Below are 18,591 nucleotides of genomic sequence, written 5' to 3'. Positions count from 1 at the left end.
TGTTCCACCGATTTTATCTTGAGGATTTTCCTCGATCATAATCTCGCGGTGACATGCTCCATTGTACGGGGCATCACTCCTTAAGGATTTTTAAATATGCCTATTATCACATTGCCAAATGGCGATCAAAAAAGTTTTGATCAAGCTGTTTCCGTTATGGAAGTTGCTCAAAGTATTGGACCTGGACTGGCTAAAAATACAGTTGCTGGGAAAGTAAATGGTCGCTTAGTCGATGCAAGTGATTTAATTACCGAAGACTCAACCTTACAAATCATTACTCCAAAAGATCAAGACGGTGTAGAAATTATTCGTCACTCTTGTGCACATTTGGTGGGTCATGCGGTAAAACAACTCTTCCCTGAAGCAAAAATGGTGATTGGCCCTGTCATTGAAGAAGGTTTCTACTATGACATCTGGATGCCCCGTCCATTTACTTTAGATGATATGGCTGCAATCGAAGCGCGCATGAAAAAGCTCATCGATCAGGATTATGATGTCATTAAAAAAATGACACCTCGTGATGATGTGATTGCTGAATTCACTGCACGTGGTGAAGATTATAAGTTACGTTTGATTGCTGACATGCCTGAAGAAACTCAAATGGGCTTGTACTATCATCAAGATTATTTAGATATGTGTCGTGGTCCACACGTACCGAATACCAAATTTTTAAAATCATTCAAATTGACTAAAATCTCTGGCGCATATTGGCGCGGTGATGCGAAGAATGAACAATTACAGCGTATTTATGGTACTGCTTGGGCAGACAAAAAAGAATTAGCAGCTTATATCAAGCGCATTGAAGAAGCTGAAAAGCGTGATCATCGTAAAATTGGTAAAGCTTTAGATTTATTCCATATGCAAGAAGAAGCGCCAGGTATGGTGTTTTGGCATGCCAATGGTTGGACGATCTACCAAGTGCTTGAACAATACATGCGTAAAGTTCAACAAGACAATGGCTACCAAGAGATTAAAACACCACAAATTGTAGACTTCACTTTGTGGGAAAAATCGGGTCATGCTGCCAACTATGCAGAAAATATGTTTACGACACATTCAGAAAGTCGTAACTATGCGGTAAAACCAATGAACTGCCCATGTCACGTTCAAGTGTTTAACCAAGGTTTAAAATCTTACCGTGATCTTCCAATTCGTTTGGCAGAGTTTGGTTCATGTCACCGAAATGAGCCATCAGGTTCGTTACACGGGATTATGCGTGTACGCGGCTTTACTCAAGATGATGCACATATTTTCTGTACAACTGAACAAATTGGTAAAGAAGTTGCAGACTTTATTAAACTGACTTTAGATGTTTATAAAGATTTTGGCTTTGAAGAAGTACAAATGAAATTGTCTACACGTCCTGAAAAACGTGTGGGTGCTGATGAACTTTGGGATGTTGCAGAAAAATCTTTAGCAGATGCTTTAGATGCTGCAAATCTTAAATGGGAAGAACAACCTGGTGAAGGTGCTTTCTACGGTCCAAAGATTGAATTTTCATTAAAAGACTGTTTAGGACGTATCTGGCAGTGCGGTACAATCCAGTGTGATTTTAACTTACCGTTACGTTTAGACGCTTCATATGTAACAGAAGATAACGATCGTGACCATCCTGTGATGTTACATCGTGCAATTCTTGGCAGTTTTGAACGTTTTATTGGTATACTAATTGAACACTACGCAGGCTTTATGCCACCATGGTTGGCTCCGATCCAAACATGTGTCATGAATATTACGGATTCTCAAGCACAAGCTTGTGAGCAAGTCGTCGCAAAACTCAAAGAAAATGGAATTCGAGCAATTTCAGACTTGAGAAATGAGAAAATCGGCTTTAAGATTCGTGAGCGTACACTAGAGCGTATTCCATACTTATTGGTACTTGGAGATCGAGAAGTAGAAGAAGGGACTGTGAATGTTCGTACTCGCTCTGGAAAAAATTTAGGTACTATGTCAATAGACGCATTTATTGACCTAGTGAAAGCAGCCGTAGCCGAACGCGGCCGGTATATTGTGGAGTAAGAAAGATTAAACAGCCTGACCGTAACCAACAACAAGGTGCTAAAAGTAATCGTCCTGCATTAAATGATGAGATCAAAGCGAAAGATGTGCGTCTCGTTGCTGCAGATGGAGAGCAAAAAGGCATCGTTTCACTTGCTGAAGCTTTGCGTGCTGCTGAAGAGGTTGATCTTGATCTTGTTGAGATCGTGGCGAATGCAGAGCCACCTGTTTGTAAAATCATGGATTTCAACAAACATTTATTTGATCTGAAGCAAAAGCAAAAAGATGCGAAAAAGAAACAGCATCAAGTTCAAGTGAAAGAAATCAAGTTGCGCCCTGGTACAGACATTGGTGATTACAATGTTAAGTTGCGTGCTATTCTGAAGTTTCTTGAAGAAGGCAACAAAGTCAAAATTACTCTACGTTTCCGTGGTCGTGAAATGGCTCACCAACAGTTGGGTCTTGCACAATTGCAAAAAATTGAAGCAGACGTAGCAGAGTTTGGTATTGTTGAACAAGCACCAAAAATGGAAGGCCGTCAAATGGGTATGTTACTTGGACCTAAAAAGAAAAAGTAATTATTCATCTGTTAAAAAAGCACTGCATTAAGCAGTGCTTTTTTACGTTAAAATGGTAGTAAATCAATCTGAATCGAGTGGAATTGATATGTCATCTATCCAAAATTCAAATGAATTATCGAGTATTAACCAAAAAATTATTCAAGCAGGTGAGGTCTTGCCTGTGGTTAAATTAAAGGATGGTAGTGCTGTACAAACTGGTACAGTGGCAACCATGTTGCATAATATCAATCTGTATAACTCAGGTTTACGTGGAGAGATTGAGCAAGAATTGATACTCGCTATCCCTACCTTAGTGAAAGTCGGTTTATTTGACTTATTTAATCCCGATGAGTGGATATTGGGAAACAATGCTGGGCGTAAATTTGTGGGTGAAAAGGCCAAAACATATATAGATGCAATTGCTGAAGTAGATATTTGAAATTAGTATCATAATATGAGAACGTGCTGTATTTTATAAAATGCAATAACATAATTTTAGAATAGATTATTAGAATAATCTCTTTTTATAGCATACTGAATTAAGCAAATTCATGTTATAAAAGTAACCGATTAACGCAATAAAATTCAGAAAATACGTGAAAACGCAGAAGGATGAAATATGATTGATCTCTATTATTGGGGTACGCCCAATGGCCATAAAATTACCATTGCACTTGAAGAAATGGGTTTGGATTATCAGATTTTCCCCATCAACATCTTAGAGAATGACCAATTCCAGCCCGATTTTCTTCGTATCTCACCGAACAATAAAATTCCCGCTATTGTCGATCAAGATGGCCCAAATGGTGAGCCGATTTCAGTATTTGAGTCAGGCGCAATCTTGCAATATCTTGGTCGTAAAACAGGCCTGTATTATCCAAGCGATGAGCAAGATCGTGTTGAAGTTGAACAATGGTTAATGTGGCAAATGGGCGGGCTGGGGCCGATGTTAGGGCAAAACCATCATTTTGGTAAATTTGCTAAAGAAAAAATTCCTTATGCAATTGATCGTTATGTTACGGAAACTCAACGTTTGTATGGTGTTTTAAATAAGCAGCTCATTGGACAAAAATATGTGGCTGGTGAATATTCGATTGCAGATATGGCCATTTTACCGTGGGTATTACGCTATGAGTGGCAGCAAATAGAGCTAGAGGATTATCCTTATGTTAAAGAATATATTGAGCGTTTAACTGCGCGCCCAGCGATACAAAGAGCGCTATCAATAAAAGTGTGAAATGTATTTTATGTTAAGATGAGAAACCACGTAACGTGGTTTTTTATTTTTTAAATAATCGATTTTTGGATGGTTGGTAGGCTTTAGTCATGAAAGATTTCTTTTTGAACTTTACGAAAATATTAGAAACGAATCCAAAAATTTACTGGAGTATCATTTTTGGTATTGCCGGTTGTTTAATGCTCTATATTGCGGAAATTGTGCATATTCAAAATATTTTAGAGGAATTAAATGGTCAAGCGTCAGCCCTGATTAGAAGTGTGATAGACCCGATTGCGCAACGTTATCAATGGTCTCGGATTATCTTTATGTTATTGGCGATTATTTGGGCACATTTTCAGTATCGTAAAACAAAAAAAATGCTAGATTTAGGATGATTGAATTGTAAGTAGTAAATCGAACAAGGAGGTGAGTATGAAGCAAAACTTTGTTTGGCATTTACTCATCTCTTTTGCCGTGATGCTAATCACAGCAATGCTTTGTAGCATCTTGCAGTATCACTCCGCATATGATTACTTCTGGTTTATTATTTTGAGCATCGTGAGTGTTTCAGGCTTGGTTTTTGCTATGTTCTTTGGCATTTTTCAAAATAAATTACAGCAAAGCATTTTGAATACCATGATCTTAGTCATTTTGCTTTCACTTTATTTTATTGTTTTATTCTACGGCTTTATTCATATCAAAATCGATTGGCAAGCGATTTCAGAGGGTAAAGCTCAACTCACATTGTTGCAGAAGTTTTTTAAATCAGACCTTTCATTTTGGTTGGCTTTTCTTGCTCCCTTTATCCTGTCATTCTTGACTTATACCTTAAAACCTAAACCCAACTTTAGCTAATTTTATGGCTTATTTTTTACTATTCCTTTCAGCATTTGGTGCTGCTACTTTACTCCCGTTGCAGTCTGAAGCGGTATTGCTTGGATTATTGATACAACCCCAGCATTCTGAATATTTATTACTTGTTGTTGCAATGATTGGCAATGTTTTAGGCTCATGCGTGAATTGGTATTTGGGACTTAAAATCGAGCAGTTTAAAGATAAGAAATGGTTTCCTGTTTCTGAAAAGAATATGCTCAAAGCGGAAAAAATATATCAAAAGTATGGCTTTTGGTCTCTGTTATTAAGCTGGACACCTATTATTGGAGATCCAATCACACTGATTGCAGGGCTAATGAAAGAGAACTTTTGGCGTTTTCTTTTGATCGTAACCATTGCAAAAGCTGGTAGATATGTTTTTATCTATTTGGTGTATATCGGATTATTTTAATAGAAAGTTAGGGGCTGCTGGTAAGCCATTTATGAAATGTCAACAGACCCTAAAGACACAAAACTATCTTTAACCTTAAAAGACGCATCTTTATGAATTTATTTACATTCATTGATTTTAAATTGAATCACATCATTGAAGCTAGATTGTTTATAAATCCATAAAGTCCGGTAAGAACGTTTTACATTGATTGATGCATGCTCTACGGCTGCAAGTACTTGTTGATCAAGTGCATTAATACCAGAACGTTGAGTTAGCTTAACTTGGGTAATTTCGCCTTGTTTATTGGCTTTAAATTTAAACTTTACTGTACGATCTTTATTCTTTAATAGTGGTTGATCCAATGTAAGTTGTGGTTGTTTTAAATAAGCAAAGGGAACCGACTTATCGAGTTGTTGTTTGTTCCAATTCTTTGAATTAAAACTATAGGTACATTGCTTAGCGCGCTGAACATGATCCGTTGCATTCTCTAGTGTTAAAGTAAATGTTTGATAACCGACTAAAGCAATGGCTTTTCCATTTTTTGAATAGGGTTTAACTTTTGCATTTTCCACAGCATCTACAAGTTTCTGATCCAATGCACGGATGCCTGTACTCTCTTGGATATCAGCATCTGTGACTTCACCAACATTATTGGCTTTTACACGAATGATCGCTGAACGATCTTGATCTTTTAATTCAGCGATTTGATAGTGAATTTGGGGAAATTTGACCCATTGTATACGTGTAGTTAAATGCTGAGGATCATTTTGTTCAGATTGCTCCCCTTTGACCTTTATTGTAGGAAGTTTATCCGCACTATAGCTATAGGTTGAAAGGCACAATAAACAAGTGGTAAAAAGAGCTTTATTCATAGGTTTGGCAATCCATGCAGTTTAATACGCATGAGAGTAGTTTAATTGCGCAAAGTATTTATCGAATTTTGTATTCTCGCAATAGAAAATGCACCCGAAGGTGCATTTTTTTACTGTTTTTTATTCAGCCAAACACATTACTCTTGGCCTTTGGTAATGTCTACTTTAAATAAATCAGAGGTTTTTACCCAACTTATTGCGACGACGGCCAAGGTCATACATCCACCAAATACTGTGGCAGTGATTGTTCCTAAATATTTTGCAGCCAGCCCAGATTCAAATGCACCCAATTCATTACTCGATGAAACAAACATCCCATTCACTGCGGCGACACGGCCACGCATATTTTCAGGAGGGTAAACTTGTAAAATGGTTTGGCGTACAACCACTGAGATACTGTCACAAGCACCTGTCATAGCCAAAGCAAATAAAGAAAGCCATACGTTGCTTGAGAATGCAAAAATAATGGTAAACACCCCAAAACCTGCAACGGCAATCAGCATATTTCGCCAAGCATGATGTGTGGGTGGAAATTTGGTTAAAGCGATCATGGTTATTAACGCGCCAATAGAAGGGGCTGCACGTAAATAACCTAAACCTTCAGGTCCTACTTTAAGAATATCTTCTGCAAAAATAGGAAGTAGGGCAATCACACCACCAAACAAGACTGAAACCAAATCTAAAGATATGGCCCACAGTACAATTTTAGTTTTCCAGATAAAGCGAAAGCCTTCACTTAAACTGCCCCAAAGATTGTCTTGTTCCATGGTGGGAAAAGTACGCTTCTTTAACAAGTTAATCAGACAGAAGCAAATAAATAAAAGTACCGCTACCGAGAGTAAGCTGTTTTCACGACCGATTCCTGCCAGCATAAAACCACCCAGCATTGGGCCAATAATGACGCCACTTTGCCATCCAATCGTGGTCCATGTTGCACCATTGGCATACAGTTCACGAGGAATTAAAAATGGTTTTAACGAGGTTGCTGATGGATTGTAGAACCCCCGGATGGTACCCAAACCAAAAATAACCGCATAAATCCCCCAAGACAGTGTAGTCACACCAATTTGCCCATGATCATAACTGTGAAATAACCACCAAAGCACCAATGGCAAAGGGAAGGAGAAAAATAAGCAAACTTTCATAATAGTTTGTTTATTCAGCTTGTCTGCAAAATAACCACCCCAAAGCGACAGTGCAATAAACGGGATTGCTTCTGCTAGTCCAATCAGACCCAAGGTGAGTGGGTCTTTGGTAATTTGATAGAGTGAATAGGCAACAATAATTTCTTGAATTAGAATTGCGAGTGTTAAACAAAATTGATTGATGGTAACAATTGAGAAATCTCGATAGCGAAGCGCAGCAAAAGCATCCTGTGCAGGGGTCATAACTGTCCAGTTTTATCATGATGTGATGATTATAAAGATTTAATCCTGATTTTTCTTATAAAACTAGGTGGAATTTATATCGAAAATTACATTGGAGAAATGTGAAATTGTTGGATGTTTTGCTTTTGTTTTGTACAGAGATGATTTAGAATACTGCCTCCCTTACCTGCAGGTCGTTGTCGCAATGGTGCGAACGTACCGAACAGGTGTTTAAAGAGGTTGTTATGGCTAAGTTAAAAACTCGCCGTGGTGCAGCTAAGCGTTTCAAAGCGACTGCTAACGGTTTCAAGCGTAAACAAGCGTTCAAACGCCACATTTTGACCAAAAAATCTGCTAAACGTATTCGTCAATTGCGCGGTTGTGTCATGGTTCACGTAAGTGACATGAATTCAGTTCGTCGTATGTGCCCATACATCTAAGGAGATTATAAATGGCTCGTGTAAAACGTGGTGTACAGGCTCATCGCCGTCATAAAAAAATTCTTGCTCGTGCTAAAGGTTACTATGGCGCGCGTTCACGTGTTTATCGTGTAGCGTTCCAAGCAGTAATTAAAGCAGGTCAATACGCTTACCGTGACCGTCGTCAAAAGAAACGTCAATTCCGTGCTTTATGGATTGCGCGTATCAATGCTGGTGCTCGTCAAAATGGTTTGTCGTACAGCCGTATGATCGATGGCTTGAAAAAAGCTCAAGTGATCATCGACCGTCGCGTACTTGCTGACATCGCTATGCATGACTCAGTTGCATTTGCTGCTTTAGCTGAAAAAGCTAAAGGCGCATTAGCTGCTTAATCATCTTTGATGATTAAAAAAAGACCGCTTTTATAGCGGTCTTTTTTTATAGCTAAAAGTTTGTTTTCAGACTATTGCAGGAACTTTTCGAGCTGAGTTTCCTTTGAGTTTGATTGTTGAAATACAGCACTAATCATTGAAATTTCTGTTGAAGTAAAATCTGTCATTATGAATGCTCTAACTATTTTGTTATGGCACTGAATTGACCAAATTGTGAATCTAGTCTTATGCGTAAACAATATCATTTTCGCCAAGTTGGTGAAGACACTTATATTTGGGATGTACATCATCTAGTTGAACTAAGCCGAGACATCCCAATCGATAAAGTTCTATTGTCTAATATACAAGAACTCAATGAAGCGTATTGGTTTCCAGATACACATCCAACAACACAGCAAATGATTGAACATTTTCAATTGATACAGCAGGCAGATTTAAGTTATCCAATTATTCTATCTGCTGATGGCAAGGTGATGGATGGTATGCATCGTGTGGCAAAAGCAAAATTACTCAATCATCTTACGATTAAAGCCATCAGGTTTGAAATTACACCACCAGCAAATTTTATCAATATTGATGAGGATAATTTGGATTATGATGATTGAGCAGGCCTTGTGAATGATTTAAACAATCAAATAACTTTGCATACACATTACACAATATCAACGTGAAAGCATTATTGTTTTAGAAATAGCTCGCATAGAGTAGAACAATGAACAATAGAAAATGATGGAGCAGATATGCGTGTTGAGATTGAAGGTTTACAACAAGGTGCAATTGAAGTTGAGTTGCAATTATTACCCAGAGTTGGGGAAGTTTTAAAAGTGATGTATGGTGCAGATGCTGAAGTTAAAGGTGAAGTCACAGCAGTGGATCATTATATCAATCAACATGCAAATGAACATAAAGTGATACTCACCATACGCCCCTTATTTTGATATACATCATCTAAAATGATTGAATCATGAGTGGGTTGTTGCGTGATTTAAAGTAGCTTGTTTGGCTACTTTTTATTTCTAGAGAGTTCTTAAATCTATGAAACGCATCAATGTCGTGGGGACTTCTGCGTCAGGAAAAACAACATTTTCAATAAAATTGGCTCAAAAATTAAAACTCATCTACATTGAAATGGATGATTTATTTTGGTTGGATGATTGGCAAGAGTCTACCGATACTATATTTTTTCAGAAAATTCAGACCAAATTAGATCAAGCTAAATCTGGCTTTGTCATCGATGGTAATTATACGCGAACCACGCATATCAAATGGCAAGATATCGATACCGTAATTTGGTTAGATATTCCTTTTTACATCAATCTTTACCAATCCATACAACGAGCTGTTCGGCGTGCTATTTTTAGAAACAGACTTTGGGAGAGTTCAAATAATCGTGAAAATTTTGGTAAAATGTTTAGTCGTGATTCGATTATTTGGTGGATGATTAAAACGCATCAAAAAAATCGTCAGCAATATATAACGATGATGAATGATCCTCAATATTCACATATTCGATTTATCCATTTAAAATCGCGAAAAGATATTGATCAATTTTTAGCGTCTATTTGACGCGTCATAACTCACTAGTGCCTCTAAAAGTTAACTTATCTTGCTATACCATGTATTGATTGAATATATTTGTGTAGCTGATATCTTAAGTTGCTCTACAGAAAGCTGTGTTTTTACTTAGCATACAAAGTGATAAACATCTTGGATTGGGTGGGGTATGTGCAGTAATTTCCCCGTTGCTGATATCCATGACATCGCGCGACAGATACAAACATGTAAGATTAAACAATATAAAAAAGTTTTTTACCTAATTTTTTGAAGGGTATAAAGTTTGGTTTCGAGATAAGTCCCAATTAAATGAGGATGATATGATTCGATTAGCTGTTATAGGTGATGCTCAGCAGATTGCTGAAGTACATTTGCAAAGCTGGAATGAAACCTATACTGGTATGATTAAGCAAGAAATTATAGATCGCGCAGATATCGAAAAGCGAGTACAGCTTTGGCAACAGATTTTTTCGCATCAAGATCACCATGTACTGGTATATGAGCAAGATGGCCAAATTGTTGGTTTTCTAAGTGGTTATTTTAATACAACGCATAATATCGCAGAAATTAATGCTTTTTATTTATTAAAGAAAATTCAAAAACAAGGTGTTGGTCGTGAGATGTTTGAGCGCTTTTATCAATATGCTCAAGCTAAGCATTATCAATTTATTCGCTTGGGCGTGATCAATAAAAATCCAAGCCGTCATTTCTATGAGAAATTAGGGGGAAATGTACTTGGAGAGGAGATTCTTTCTGATTATGGTGATGGCATAACAGAAGTATCGTATCAGTGGGATATTAATCATAGGACAATAAAATGAGTGATTCTCAATTTTTAACAACTTTACAAGAACAAGTAAAGAACGGGCAAAAGTATAGTTATTTGTGTTTTTGGGGGCATAGTCAAAAGACTTCTGGAAAAATAGACAAGAGCTGTTTAAGTCAATGGTTTCCTGCAAAATTTGAAATTGAAGGTGTCAATTATCAAAGTACAGAACAGTATATGATGGCGCAGAAAGCCAAACTATTTAATGACGAGAATATTTTTCAGAAAATTTTACAAACAGACGATCCTAAGAAAATAAAAGCATTAGGTCGTTTGGTCAAAAATTATCAAGATGAGATTTGGATTGCTCATCGTTATGAAATTGTGGTTCAAGGTAATTTGGCTAAGTTTTCTCAAGACAATGATCTTAAAGCGTTTCTACTGAGTACCTCAGATCAGATCATTGTTGAAGCCTCGCCTGTAGATCAAATTTGGGGGATTGGACTTGCAGCAGATCATGTTAATGCGACAAATCCAAACGCATGGCAAGGTTTAAATCTTTTGGGTTTCGCCTTAATGGAAGTGAGAAAGCAACTTTAATGTTGCTTTCTTTTTAAGATTCATTTTATCAAATAGATAAGACATTATAGTCCAAAATAATAAGCTGCAAGGCAGATTAAAATGGTCACAATAATTAATGCAAAAACACCTGTTTTACCTGGTTTATGCTCAGGATTTGTCTTGTTGCTAAAAGCCTGACGCTGCTCGATTTTGATATTGTCATGCATGTCAAAAGGCGAAGCAATTTGTTTTGGCGTTAAGCGTGCAGATTTATAATGATTTGCAACTTTAACAATAAATTTTGATTTTAAATCTTCAACTTTTTGGAGGAAATGGCGCAAATTCATTTGCTCTTCAGGACTAATGATTTGCTCATTTTCATCATAGGGATGCTTTAATTTTGCAGAAATAAAACATTCTAATGCATCGATACGACAGAAGGTTTCGTGTGCGTAATCAGCTTGATAGTCAGTGGGTAACAGCGCAAGTTTAAGACTTGTATCCTCGGTGGTATATAGCGTTTCATCTAATCCATAATAAGGTAAATCTTTATTTACAGGTTCTGGAAAACCTTTGGCATATTGGGTATCGAACAATTCACTGTCTGTATAAACTTGAATATCATCCCAATTGGGTTGAACTAAATCTTGTTCAATTCGTTTAATTAATTTTGCATTCAGATTATATCGCCAAAAAATCTCGGTACGTAAATTGGGACGTTGCGTTTCAGGTGCTTCGTAATCATTGTCTGCGCTATACCATTCAGCCAATTCTTTACCAAAAATCCATGCGGTTTTCTTTTGTTGATCATGGCTAACAATAAAGTGGGGGATGGCTAACAGTTCAACATTGGCATTTGGATTTTGTTCATCATTTAAAATACTAGAGCTATGTAGACTGAGTCGATACACGCCTTGTTTCTTCAGCCCTTCAAGCCAAATCTGAAAATGCTGTGCCAATAGGTGCTGGTTGGTTAAATCACGGAAGCCAAAAGCATGCTGATTAAAAATGGCATGATTGACCCAACGAGAAAAACTAATCCCTTGAGTGAGATACTCATTGCCATAAGTGACGAGTGTAAGTTGACGTTTCCAGATTTGATCGAGTGCCATTTTTTATAGATCTCAGCGACATTAAATCCATTTTATACTTTTTATAAATCAAAGTTCTAGCATTTCAACAGGAATCAAACAGGGAAATATACAAATTATTTAGAATAAGTTGTGACTAATCGTATTTTTTGTAAAGCGGAAACTTCATTCGACTGCATAAAAACTGTTAGAATATAGAGTTATATTATTTTTCTAAAATATTGCTTTGAGAGTTACTATGTCACTGGAAGCCCTGACCACTGAAGCGCTCGCTGCGATTGCAGCAGCTCAAGACCTGACTACACTCGACCAAGTACGAGTGCAATTTACAGGGAAAAAAAGCCAGCTTGCGGAACAATCTAAGGCACTTGGTAAAATGGACCCTGAAGAGCGTAAAGTTCAGGGTGCTGCAATTCATGCAGTACGTGAAGCGATCAGTACAGCGTTGATTGAACGCCAAACTGAATTACAGAAAGCTGAATTAGAATTAAAGCTAGCAAGTGAAACAATCGATATTACTTTGCCTGGACGTGGGCAAGCTGTAGGAAGTATTCATCCTGTTACTCAGGTTCAAGAACGTATTTGTCAATTCTTTACCAAAGCGGGTTTTACTGTTGCGACAGGGCCAGAAGTTGAAGATGATTATCACAATTTTGAAGCATTGAATATTCCAGGACATCATCCTGCACGTGCGATGCATGATACGTTTTACTTTGATGCAAACCATTTGCTACGTACCCATACCTCAGGTGTACAAGTACGCACAATGGAAAACTCGCAACCACCGATTCGTATCGTTTGTCCAGGGCGTGTCTATCGCTGTGACTCAGATCAAACCCATTCTCCAATGTTTCATCAAATCGAAGGTTTATACGTTGCTGAAAATACCAGCTTCGCAGAATTAAAAGGTTTGTTGATTAATCTGCTAAATGAATTTTTTGAGAAAGATTTAAAAGTACGCTTCCGTCCGTCTTATTTCCCATTCACAGAGCCAAGTGCTGAGGTGGATATTATGGATGAGCGTGGCCGTTGGTTAGAGGTTTTGGGTTGCGGTATGGTGCATCCAAATGTTCTACAAGCTGCGGGTATTGATCCTGAAAAATACAAAGGCTTTGCATTTGGTCTTGGTGTAGAGCGTTTCGCAATGTTGCGTTATGGCATCAATGATTTGCGTATGTTTTACCAAAATGATGTGCGTTTTTTACGCCAATTTGCTTAACAAATTTATACCTCTCCCTGACCTCTCCTAATGAGGAGAGGGGATGTCCAAGATAACGAGACGAAGGGTTCTGATTCTTTTTAAAAAAGAGTCAGAGAGGAATTCATAGATATTGAATATAGGTTTTAGAAATGAAAATTAGCGAAAATTGGCTTCGCACATGGGTCAACCCTGCAATTGATAGCGATACTTTGTCTGATCAACTGACCATGTTGGGACTCGAGGTTGATGAACTAGTTCCCGCAGCTAAACCATTTACAGGTGTGGTGATTGGTGAGGTTTTAACTGTTGTACAGCATCCTGATGCAGATCGTTTACGTGTCACCACCGTGAATATTGGCTCGGGCGAACCTTTGCAAATCGTATGCGGTGCACCAAATGTACGTGTTGGTATGAAAGCACCAGTTGCAACCATTGGTGCAGTACTCCCAGGTGATTTTAAAATTAAAAAAGGCAAACTTCGTGGTGTTGAATCACAAGGAATGCTCTGTGGCGCTTCAGAAATTGACCTTGAAGATAAAATTGATGGACTGTTAGAACTTCCTGCTGATGCACCTGTAGGCACAAATATTCGAGAATATTTAAATCTTGATGATCATGTTATCGATATCAGCATCACGCCAAACCGTGGTGATTGCTTTAGTATTCTTGGGGTAGCACGTGAAATTGGTGTAATTAACCAATTACCTGTAACCGCACCTGAGATTCAAGACGTTGCTGCTACGCTTGCTGACCAGAAGCAAGTTGTTGTGACAACGGATGGTTGTCCTCGTTACTTAGGCCGTTTAATTAAAAATGTAAATACCAAAGCACCTACGCCAGAGTGGATGGAGCAAGCTTTAGCACGTTCAGGTATTCGTCAACACAGTATTCTTGTTGATATTACCAACTATGTACTTATGGAACTTGGTCAACCGTTGCATGCGTTTGATGGTGATGAGGTTCAAGGTTCAGTGCATGTGCGTCAGGCAAGTGCAAATGAAAAGCTTGTTTTGTTAAATGAACAAGAAATTGAATTGACCGAAGATGTTATGGTGATTGCAGATGATGTAAAAGCATTGGCGATCGCAGGCATCATGGGTGGTTTGTCTTCATCTGTTACAGATGAAACCACTGAGATTTTCCTTGAGTCTGCATTCTTTGCACCATTACATATCGCAGGTCGTGCACGCCGTTATGGTTTGCATACAGATGCGTCACAACGCTATGAACGTGGTGTGGATTTTGAATTGCCTATGATTGCAATGCAACGCGCTTCACAATTGATTCAAGCCCTTGCAGGTGGTGATTTCGGTCCAATTACCGTATCTGAAAAAACTGAATTATTGCCTAAACGTGAAGCAATTGAATTGAATCAAGCGCAAGTCGATCAATTGCTGGGTTATCAAGTTCCTACTGTATTTATTACAGATGCACTGCAACGTTTAGGTTGTGATGTGACTGTAAAAGCTGAAGGTGAATGGATTGTTGTTCCCCCATCACACCGTTACGATATGGCAATTTATCAAGATTTAATTGAAGAAGTTGCGCGTATACATGGTTATGACAATATTCAAATTAGTCTGCCAGTGATTGATGTAAAACTTGCTCAACATCAGGATCAATTTGAACTGACTCAATTACGTCAAACGTTAGTAACACTCGGTTATCAAGAGGCAATTAGTTTTAGTTTTGCAGATTTAAAACTTGAAAAACAATTGAATTCACAAGTAAATCCATTAGCGCTTGCAAATCCCATTTCAAGTGACTTGGCGGTAATGCGTTCAACTCTTCTTTCAAGCTTAATTCCGTGTGTTCAGTACAATATCAATCGTCAACAAAGTCGTGTACGTTTCTTTGAGCTAGGGCTACGTTTTGATTATCAAAACGCGAAAAGTATAGAAGATTTGAAACAGATTCCAACTTTGGCTATGATTGCCGTAGGATCAAAACAAATTGAATCTTGGCATGGAAAAGCTCAAGTTATGGATTTCTTTGATCTCAAAGGCGAGGTCGAAGAAATTTTAGCAGCTGGACGTGTTCAAGTTGAATATGTTCGTTCTGATCGTGAATGGTTACATCCAGGTCAGTCTGCGGAAATTCTCGTGGATGGTAAGTCAGTAGGTTATTTAGGTCGCCTACATCCATCTTTGGAAAATGCACTGGATTTGAGCACAACTTGGATCGCAGAGCTCGACCAATCGGCTGTTTTGCAAACTTATGTATCTAATTTTACAGAATTATCACGATTTCCATCGGTTAGACGTGATATTGCGCTTGTAATTAGTGATAAGATTAATGTTAGTGAAATTCAGCAACTTATCGAAAAAACGGGTGGAGAGCTTTTAGACTCTACTTGGTTATTTGATGTGTATACAGGGCAAGGTGTTGAACAAGGTAAACGCTCATTGGCATTTGCATTGTTATGGCAACATCCATCACGTACACTCGAAGATGCTGAGATTAAATCCGGTATGGATCATATTATTCAAGTGTTAGAAGACACTTATCAAGCGACATTGAGGGCCTCATGACAGCATTAACAAAAGCAGAAATGGCTGATCATTTAAGTGAGCTTACGAGTTTAAACCGTCGTGAAGCAAAACAAATGGTCGAGTTGTTCTTTGACGAGATTAGCCAAGCATTAATTGCAGGTGAACAAGTTAAACTTTCAGGTTTCGGAAATTTTGAGCTACGTGACAAACGTCAACGTCCAGGTCGAAATCCTAAAACTGGAGAAGAAATTCCAATCTCAGCACGCCGTGTTGTAACATTCCGTGCAGGTCAAAAATTTAGACAACGTGTGGGAACAGAACAAGAAGATTAATTGGTGCTCTTTATGTCGTAAGATGAAAGCTCTGTAATCTAAAAAGTTTTGTAAGATAAAAACCCTGAGCAATATGCTTGGGGTTTTTTTATTGCAAAAATAAATGCCGCTAGAGTTGTATAAACTAGCTTTGTTGGAATGATTGTAGCAAGGATTGATATCGTTTTATCATAATATCAAATGATCAACTGGATTTTTAAGTAGACGAAGTTTTAGTTAAAACAAGGCGGGAGAATGTGTTGCAATTGTTGATAAGCAAAGCTCTTATGGCTAATAACTATAATCTGAGAAAACTCTAAGCGTCTTTGTAAAAACACAAATAAGTAAAAACATTATAGTGTTGGCTAAGATTATCCGATTAGATCGGTTATTTTAAAGGATGATAATAAAAGTAAAATATAGTTCTAAGGGATTCGTGTTAGTACGGTCTAAAGAGGTTTAACTTGAAGGTAATATGGCTTGTTTCTGATTAATCAAATTTTAACAAAAAATATAGCAAAAAAAAGAGAACCTAAAAGGTTCTCTTTTCTTGATAACAATCTAAGCGATTATTATTGAGCAGCTGAAGCAGCAGCAGAAGCGTCTGCAGCAGCAGCAGTAGCATCAGATGCAGCAGCAGTAGCGTCAGCAGCAGCATCAGTAGCAGATGCAGCAGCAGCGTCAACAGCAGCAGTAGCTTCAGAAGCAGCTTCTACAGCTTGAGAAGCAGCAGCATTTGCGTCAGCAGCAGCTTCTTCAGTTTTTTTAGCACAACCAACGAAAGCTAAAGTAGTAGCAACTGCAGCAGCAATAGCGATTTTTTTGAATAACATGGCATCACTCTCATAAATTTAATTGAGACAAAAAACCCAAGTTAGCCTGTTTTTTGCTTTTTGCATGAGCAGTCTAACTGGTATGCGAATATGCTATCACTGCGCATTTTGAATTGCTACTGTTAATCTTAAAAAAACTGACCAAATTGATGAAAAAGTGATGTTTTTTTAACAGTATTTTACAATCAAGTTGCACTTTTAGATTGGTTTGTTGATAAATAAGCTATTAATAAATATAAAAAATATTGGTCAACAATTTATATATTTAAATATTTGCAATGTTCTGTAACGTTGAAGCTCGGTGATTGTATATTTATGTAAATAATGTCAACCAAATAAAAAGGCTACTATTAAAGTAGCCTTTTTAAATACTTATCGAATTAGTTCGCAGCTTTACGTTTCATTTGATCAAAGAAATCATCATTTGTTTTGGTTTCTTTCATTCGATCTAATAAGAATTCCATCGCCACTAATTCATCCATAGGATGAAGAAGTTTACGAAGAATCCATACTTTACGAAGATTTTCTTCGTTCATGAGACGCTCTTCACGACGCGTACCCGATTTTTTGATATTCATTGCTGGGAAGACGCGTTTTTCAGCAATACGGCGATCAAGAATGATTTCTTGGTTACCTGTACCTTTGAATTCTTCGTAGATCACTTCATCCATTTTACTGCCTGTTTCAATCAAGGCAGTAGAAATAATGGTGAGAGAACCGCCTTCTTCGATATTACGTGCAGCACCAAAGAAACGTTTAGGACGTTCTAAGGCATGTGCATCAACACCGCCCGTAAGTACCTTGCCAGATGAAGGAACAACCGTGTTATAAGCACGTGCTAAACGTGTAATTGAGTCAAGTAAGATTACAACATCTTTTTTGTGCTCTACCAGACGTTTGGCTTTTTCAATCACCATTTCAGCAACTTGTACATGGCGAGCTGGAGATTCATCAAATGTTGATGCAACAACTTCACCACGCACAGTACGTTCCATTTCGGTCACTTCTTCAGGACGTTCGTCGATCAAAAGTACAATCAGGAAGCATTCAGGATTATTACGCACAATAGATTGAGCAATGTTCTGTAATAACATTGTTTTACCCGCTTTTGGCGGTGCTACGATAATTGAACGTTGACCTTTACCAATGGGTGCAACTAAGTCCACTACACGCGCTGTCAAATCTTCAGAAGAACCATTACCTAATTCCATAACCAATTGCTCAGTTGGGAAAAGTGGTGTGAGGTTTTCAAATAAAATTTTATTGCGTGAGTTTTCAGGAGTGTCATAGTTAATTTGATTAACTTTTAATAATGCAAAGTAGCGTTCACCTTCTTTAGGTGGGCGAATCGTACCTGTAATCGTATCACCCGTTCGTAGATTGAAACGACGAATTTGTGAAGGACTAACATAGATATCATCCGGACCTGCAAGATAAGAACCTGCAGCGGAACGTAAAAAGCCGAAACCATCAGACAAAATTTCAAGAACACCATCACCAAAAATTTCTTCGCCATTCATTGCATGGCGTTTGAGGATGGCAAAAATGATGTCTTGCTTACGATTACGAGCCATTCCTTCAAGGCCCATAAACTCAGCAATTTTAATGAGTTCGCCGATCGGTTTTTTCTTGAGTTCAGTTAAATTCATAAATGGTCAGATTGAATAAGGATGTGTGGAACACAGATA

At 37.8% G+C, this 18,591-nt stretch carries 22 protein-coding genes; 17 read left to right on the top strand and 5 right to left on the bottom strand.

Going from position 1 to position 18,591, the window contains the following annotated elements:
* Positions 1-96: 96 nt before the first annotated feature.
* From thrS to AC4CVF_RS15335, 7 genes are all read left to right on the top strand, one after another.
* Positions 97-2,019, top strand: coding sequence for a threonine--tRNA ligase (gene thrS, locus AC4CVF_RS15365; RefSeq protein ID WP_336953382.1), 1,923 nt, complete (start codon positions 97-99; stop codon positions 2,017-2,019).
* Positions 2,020-2,024: 5 nt separating this feature from the next.
* Positions 2,025-2,576, top strand: coding sequence for a translation initiation factor IF-3 (gene infC / locus AC4CVF_RS15360; RefSeq protein WP_336953452.1), 552 nt, complete (start codon positions 2,025-2,027; stop codon positions 2,574-2,576).
* A gap of 88 nt (positions 2,577-2,664) precedes the next feature.
* A complete protein-coding gene (locus AC4CVF_RS15355; protein WP_336953381.1) occupies positions 2,665-2,997 on the top strand; it encodes a DUF7709 family protein in 333 nt (110 codons plus the stop codon).
* Positions 2,998-3,177: 180 nt separating this feature from the next.
* The gene (locus AC4CVF_RS15350; protein WP_336953380.1) at positions 3,178-3,795 is read left to right on the top strand and encodes a glutathione S-transferase N-terminal domain-containing protein; all 618 of its coding nucleotides are present in this window, start codon (positions 3,178-3,180) and stop codon (positions 3,793-3,795) included.
* A gap of 89 nt (positions 3,796-3,884) precedes the next feature.
* Positions 3,885-4,172: a hypothetical protein gene (locus tag AC4CVF_RS15345; protein ID WP_419359086.1), complete on the top strand. Its 288-nt coding sequence runs from the start codon at positions 3,885-3,887 to the stop codon at positions 4,170-4,172.
* Between the two features lie 37 nt (positions 4,173-4,209).
* A complete protein-coding gene (locus tag AC4CVF_RS15340) occupies positions 4,210-4,632 on the top strand; it encodes a hypothetical protein (protein ID WP_490789675.1) in 423 nt (140 codons plus the stop codon).
* Positions 4,633-4,636: 4 nt separating this feature from the next.
* Positions 4,637-5,062, top strand: a complete 426-nt coding sequence (locus tag AC4CVF_RS15335) for a YqaA family protein (protein WP_490789674.1) — start codon at positions 4,637-4,639, stop codon at positions 5,060-5,062.
* Between the two features lie 98 nt (positions 5,063-5,160).
* On the opposite strand, the gene AC4CVF_RS15330 is transcribed toward AC4CVF_RS15335, so the two are convergent.
* Both AC4CVF_RS15330 and AC4CVF_RS15325 read right to left on the bottom strand, forming a co-directional pair.
* Positions 5,161-5,916 (bottom strand): TonB family protein, encoded by a 756-nt coding sequence (locus tag AC4CVF_RS15330; protein WP_419819599.1) that lies wholly within the window; start codon positions 5,914-5,916, stop codon positions 5,161-5,163.
* Between the two features lie 137 nt (positions 5,917-6,053).
* On the bottom strand, positions 6,054-7,304 hold the full coding sequence (locus AC4CVF_RS15325; RefSeq protein ID WP_419328076.1) for an MFS transporter: 1,251 nt from the start codon (positions 7,302-7,304) through the stop codon (positions 6,054-6,056).
* A 224-nt stretch (positions 7,305-7,528) separates the two neighbouring features.
* Here AC4CVF_RS15325 and rpmI point away from each other — a divergent pair, with 224 nt between their 5' ends.
* The 7 genes from rpmI to ybiA all read left to right on the top strand — a co-directional run bounded on the left by rpmI (position 7,529) and on the right by ybiA (position 11,014).
* Positions 7,529-7,723 carry a 50S ribosomal protein L35 gene (gene rpmI / locus AC4CVF_RS15320; protein WP_002054552.1) on the top strand — a complete coding sequence of 65 codons (195 nt, stop codon included), beginning with the start codon at positions 7,529-7,531 and terminating at the stop codon, positions 7,721-7,723.
* A gap of 11 nt (positions 7,724-7,734) precedes the next feature.
* Positions 7,735-8,094: a 50S ribosomal protein L20 gene (gene rplT / locus AC4CVF_RS15315; protein ID WP_004723060.1), complete on the top strand. Its 360-nt coding sequence runs from the start codon at positions 7,735-7,737 to the stop codon at positions 8,092-8,094.
* A 227-nt stretch (positions 8,095-8,321) separates the two neighbouring features.
* On the top strand, positions 8,322-8,699 hold the full coding sequence (locus tag AC4CVF_RS15310) for a hypothetical protein (protein WP_490789673.1): 378 nt from the start codon (positions 8,322-8,324) through the stop codon (positions 8,697-8,699).
* A gap of 135 nt (positions 8,700-8,834) precedes the next feature.
* Entirely contained in the window at positions 8,835-9,032 is a 198-nt protein-coding gene (locus AC4CVF_RS15305; protein WP_490789672.1) for a hypothetical protein, read from the top strand.
* Positions 9,033-9,129: 97 nt separating this feature from the next.
* Entirely contained in the window at positions 9,130-9,660 is a 531-nt protein-coding gene (locus tag AC4CVF_RS15300; protein WP_419330041.1) for a P-loop NTPase family protein, read from the top strand.
* Positions 9,661-9,968: 308 nt separating this feature from the next.
* Positions 9,969-10,469: a GNAT family N-acetyltransferase gene (locus tag AC4CVF_RS15295; RefSeq protein ID WP_419328074.1), complete on the top strand. Its 501-nt coding sequence runs from the start codon at positions 9,969-9,971 to the stop codon at positions 10,467-10,469.
* On the top strand, positions 10,466-11,014 hold the full coding sequence (gene ybiA, locus AC4CVF_RS15290) for a riboflavin biosynthesis intermediates N-glycosidase (protein WP_419328073.1): 549 nt from the start codon (positions 10,466-10,468) through the stop codon (positions 11,012-11,014). Before AC4CVF_RS15295 ends, ybiA begins: the two co-directional genes overlap by 4 nt.
* A gap of 44 nt (positions 11,015-11,058) precedes the next feature.
* Here the strand turns inward: ybiA and AC4CVF_RS15285 are convergent, their stop codons facing one another.
* Positions 11,059-12,087: a hypothetical protein gene (locus AC4CVF_RS15285; protein ID WP_419328072.1), complete on the bottom strand. Its 1,029-nt coding sequence runs from the start codon at positions 12,085-12,087 to the stop codon at positions 11,059-11,061.
* A 217-nt stretch (positions 12,088-12,304) separates the two neighbouring features.
* Here AC4CVF_RS15285 and pheS point away from each other — a divergent pair, with 217 nt between their 5' ends.
* From pheS to AC4CVF_RS15270, 3 genes are all read left to right on the top strand, one after another.
* On the top strand, positions 12,305-13,285 hold the full coding sequence (gene pheS, locus AC4CVF_RS15280; RefSeq protein WP_419328071.1) for a phenylalanine--tRNA ligase subunit alpha: 981 nt from the start codon (positions 12,305-12,307) through the stop codon (positions 13,283-13,285).
* A gap of 131 nt (positions 13,286-13,416) precedes the next feature.
* Positions 13,417-15,798, top strand: a complete 2,382-nt coding sequence (gene pheT / locus AC4CVF_RS15275; RefSeq protein ID WP_490789671.1) for a phenylalanine--tRNA ligase subunit beta — start codon at positions 13,417-13,419, stop codon at positions 15,796-15,798.
* A complete protein-coding gene (locus tag AC4CVF_RS15270) occupies positions 15,795-16,091 on the top strand; it encodes an integration host factor subunit alpha (RefSeq protein WP_004723042.1) in 297 nt (98 codons plus the stop codon). The genes pheT and AC4CVF_RS15270 overlap by 4 nt, the downstream gene beginning before the upstream one ends.
* A 551-nt stretch (positions 16,092-16,642) precedes the next feature.
* Here AC4CVF_RS15270 and AC4CVF_RS15265 read toward each other — a convergent pair.
* Together AC4CVF_RS15265 and rho are read right to left on the bottom strand one after the other, a co-directional pair.
* The gene (locus AC4CVF_RS15265; RefSeq protein ID WP_034609976.1) at positions 16,643-16,903 is read right to left on the bottom strand and encodes a hypothetical protein; all 261 of its coding nucleotides are present in this window, start codon (positions 16,901-16,903) and stop codon (positions 16,643-16,645) included.
* A 380-nt stretch (positions 16,904-17,283) separates the two neighbouring features.
* Positions 17,284-18,552, bottom strand: coding sequence for a transcription termination factor Rho (rho, locus tag AC4CVF_RS15260; protein WP_336953367.1), 1,269 nt, complete (start codon positions 18,550-18,552; stop codon positions 17,284-17,286).
* Positions 18,553-18,591 lie beyond the last annotated feature (39 nt).

Source organism: Acinetobacter sp. LipI_19 (assembly GCF_058242925.1).
Note: the sequence above shows the minus strand (reverse complement) of the source record. Positions and strands in the feature narration are given on the sequence as shown.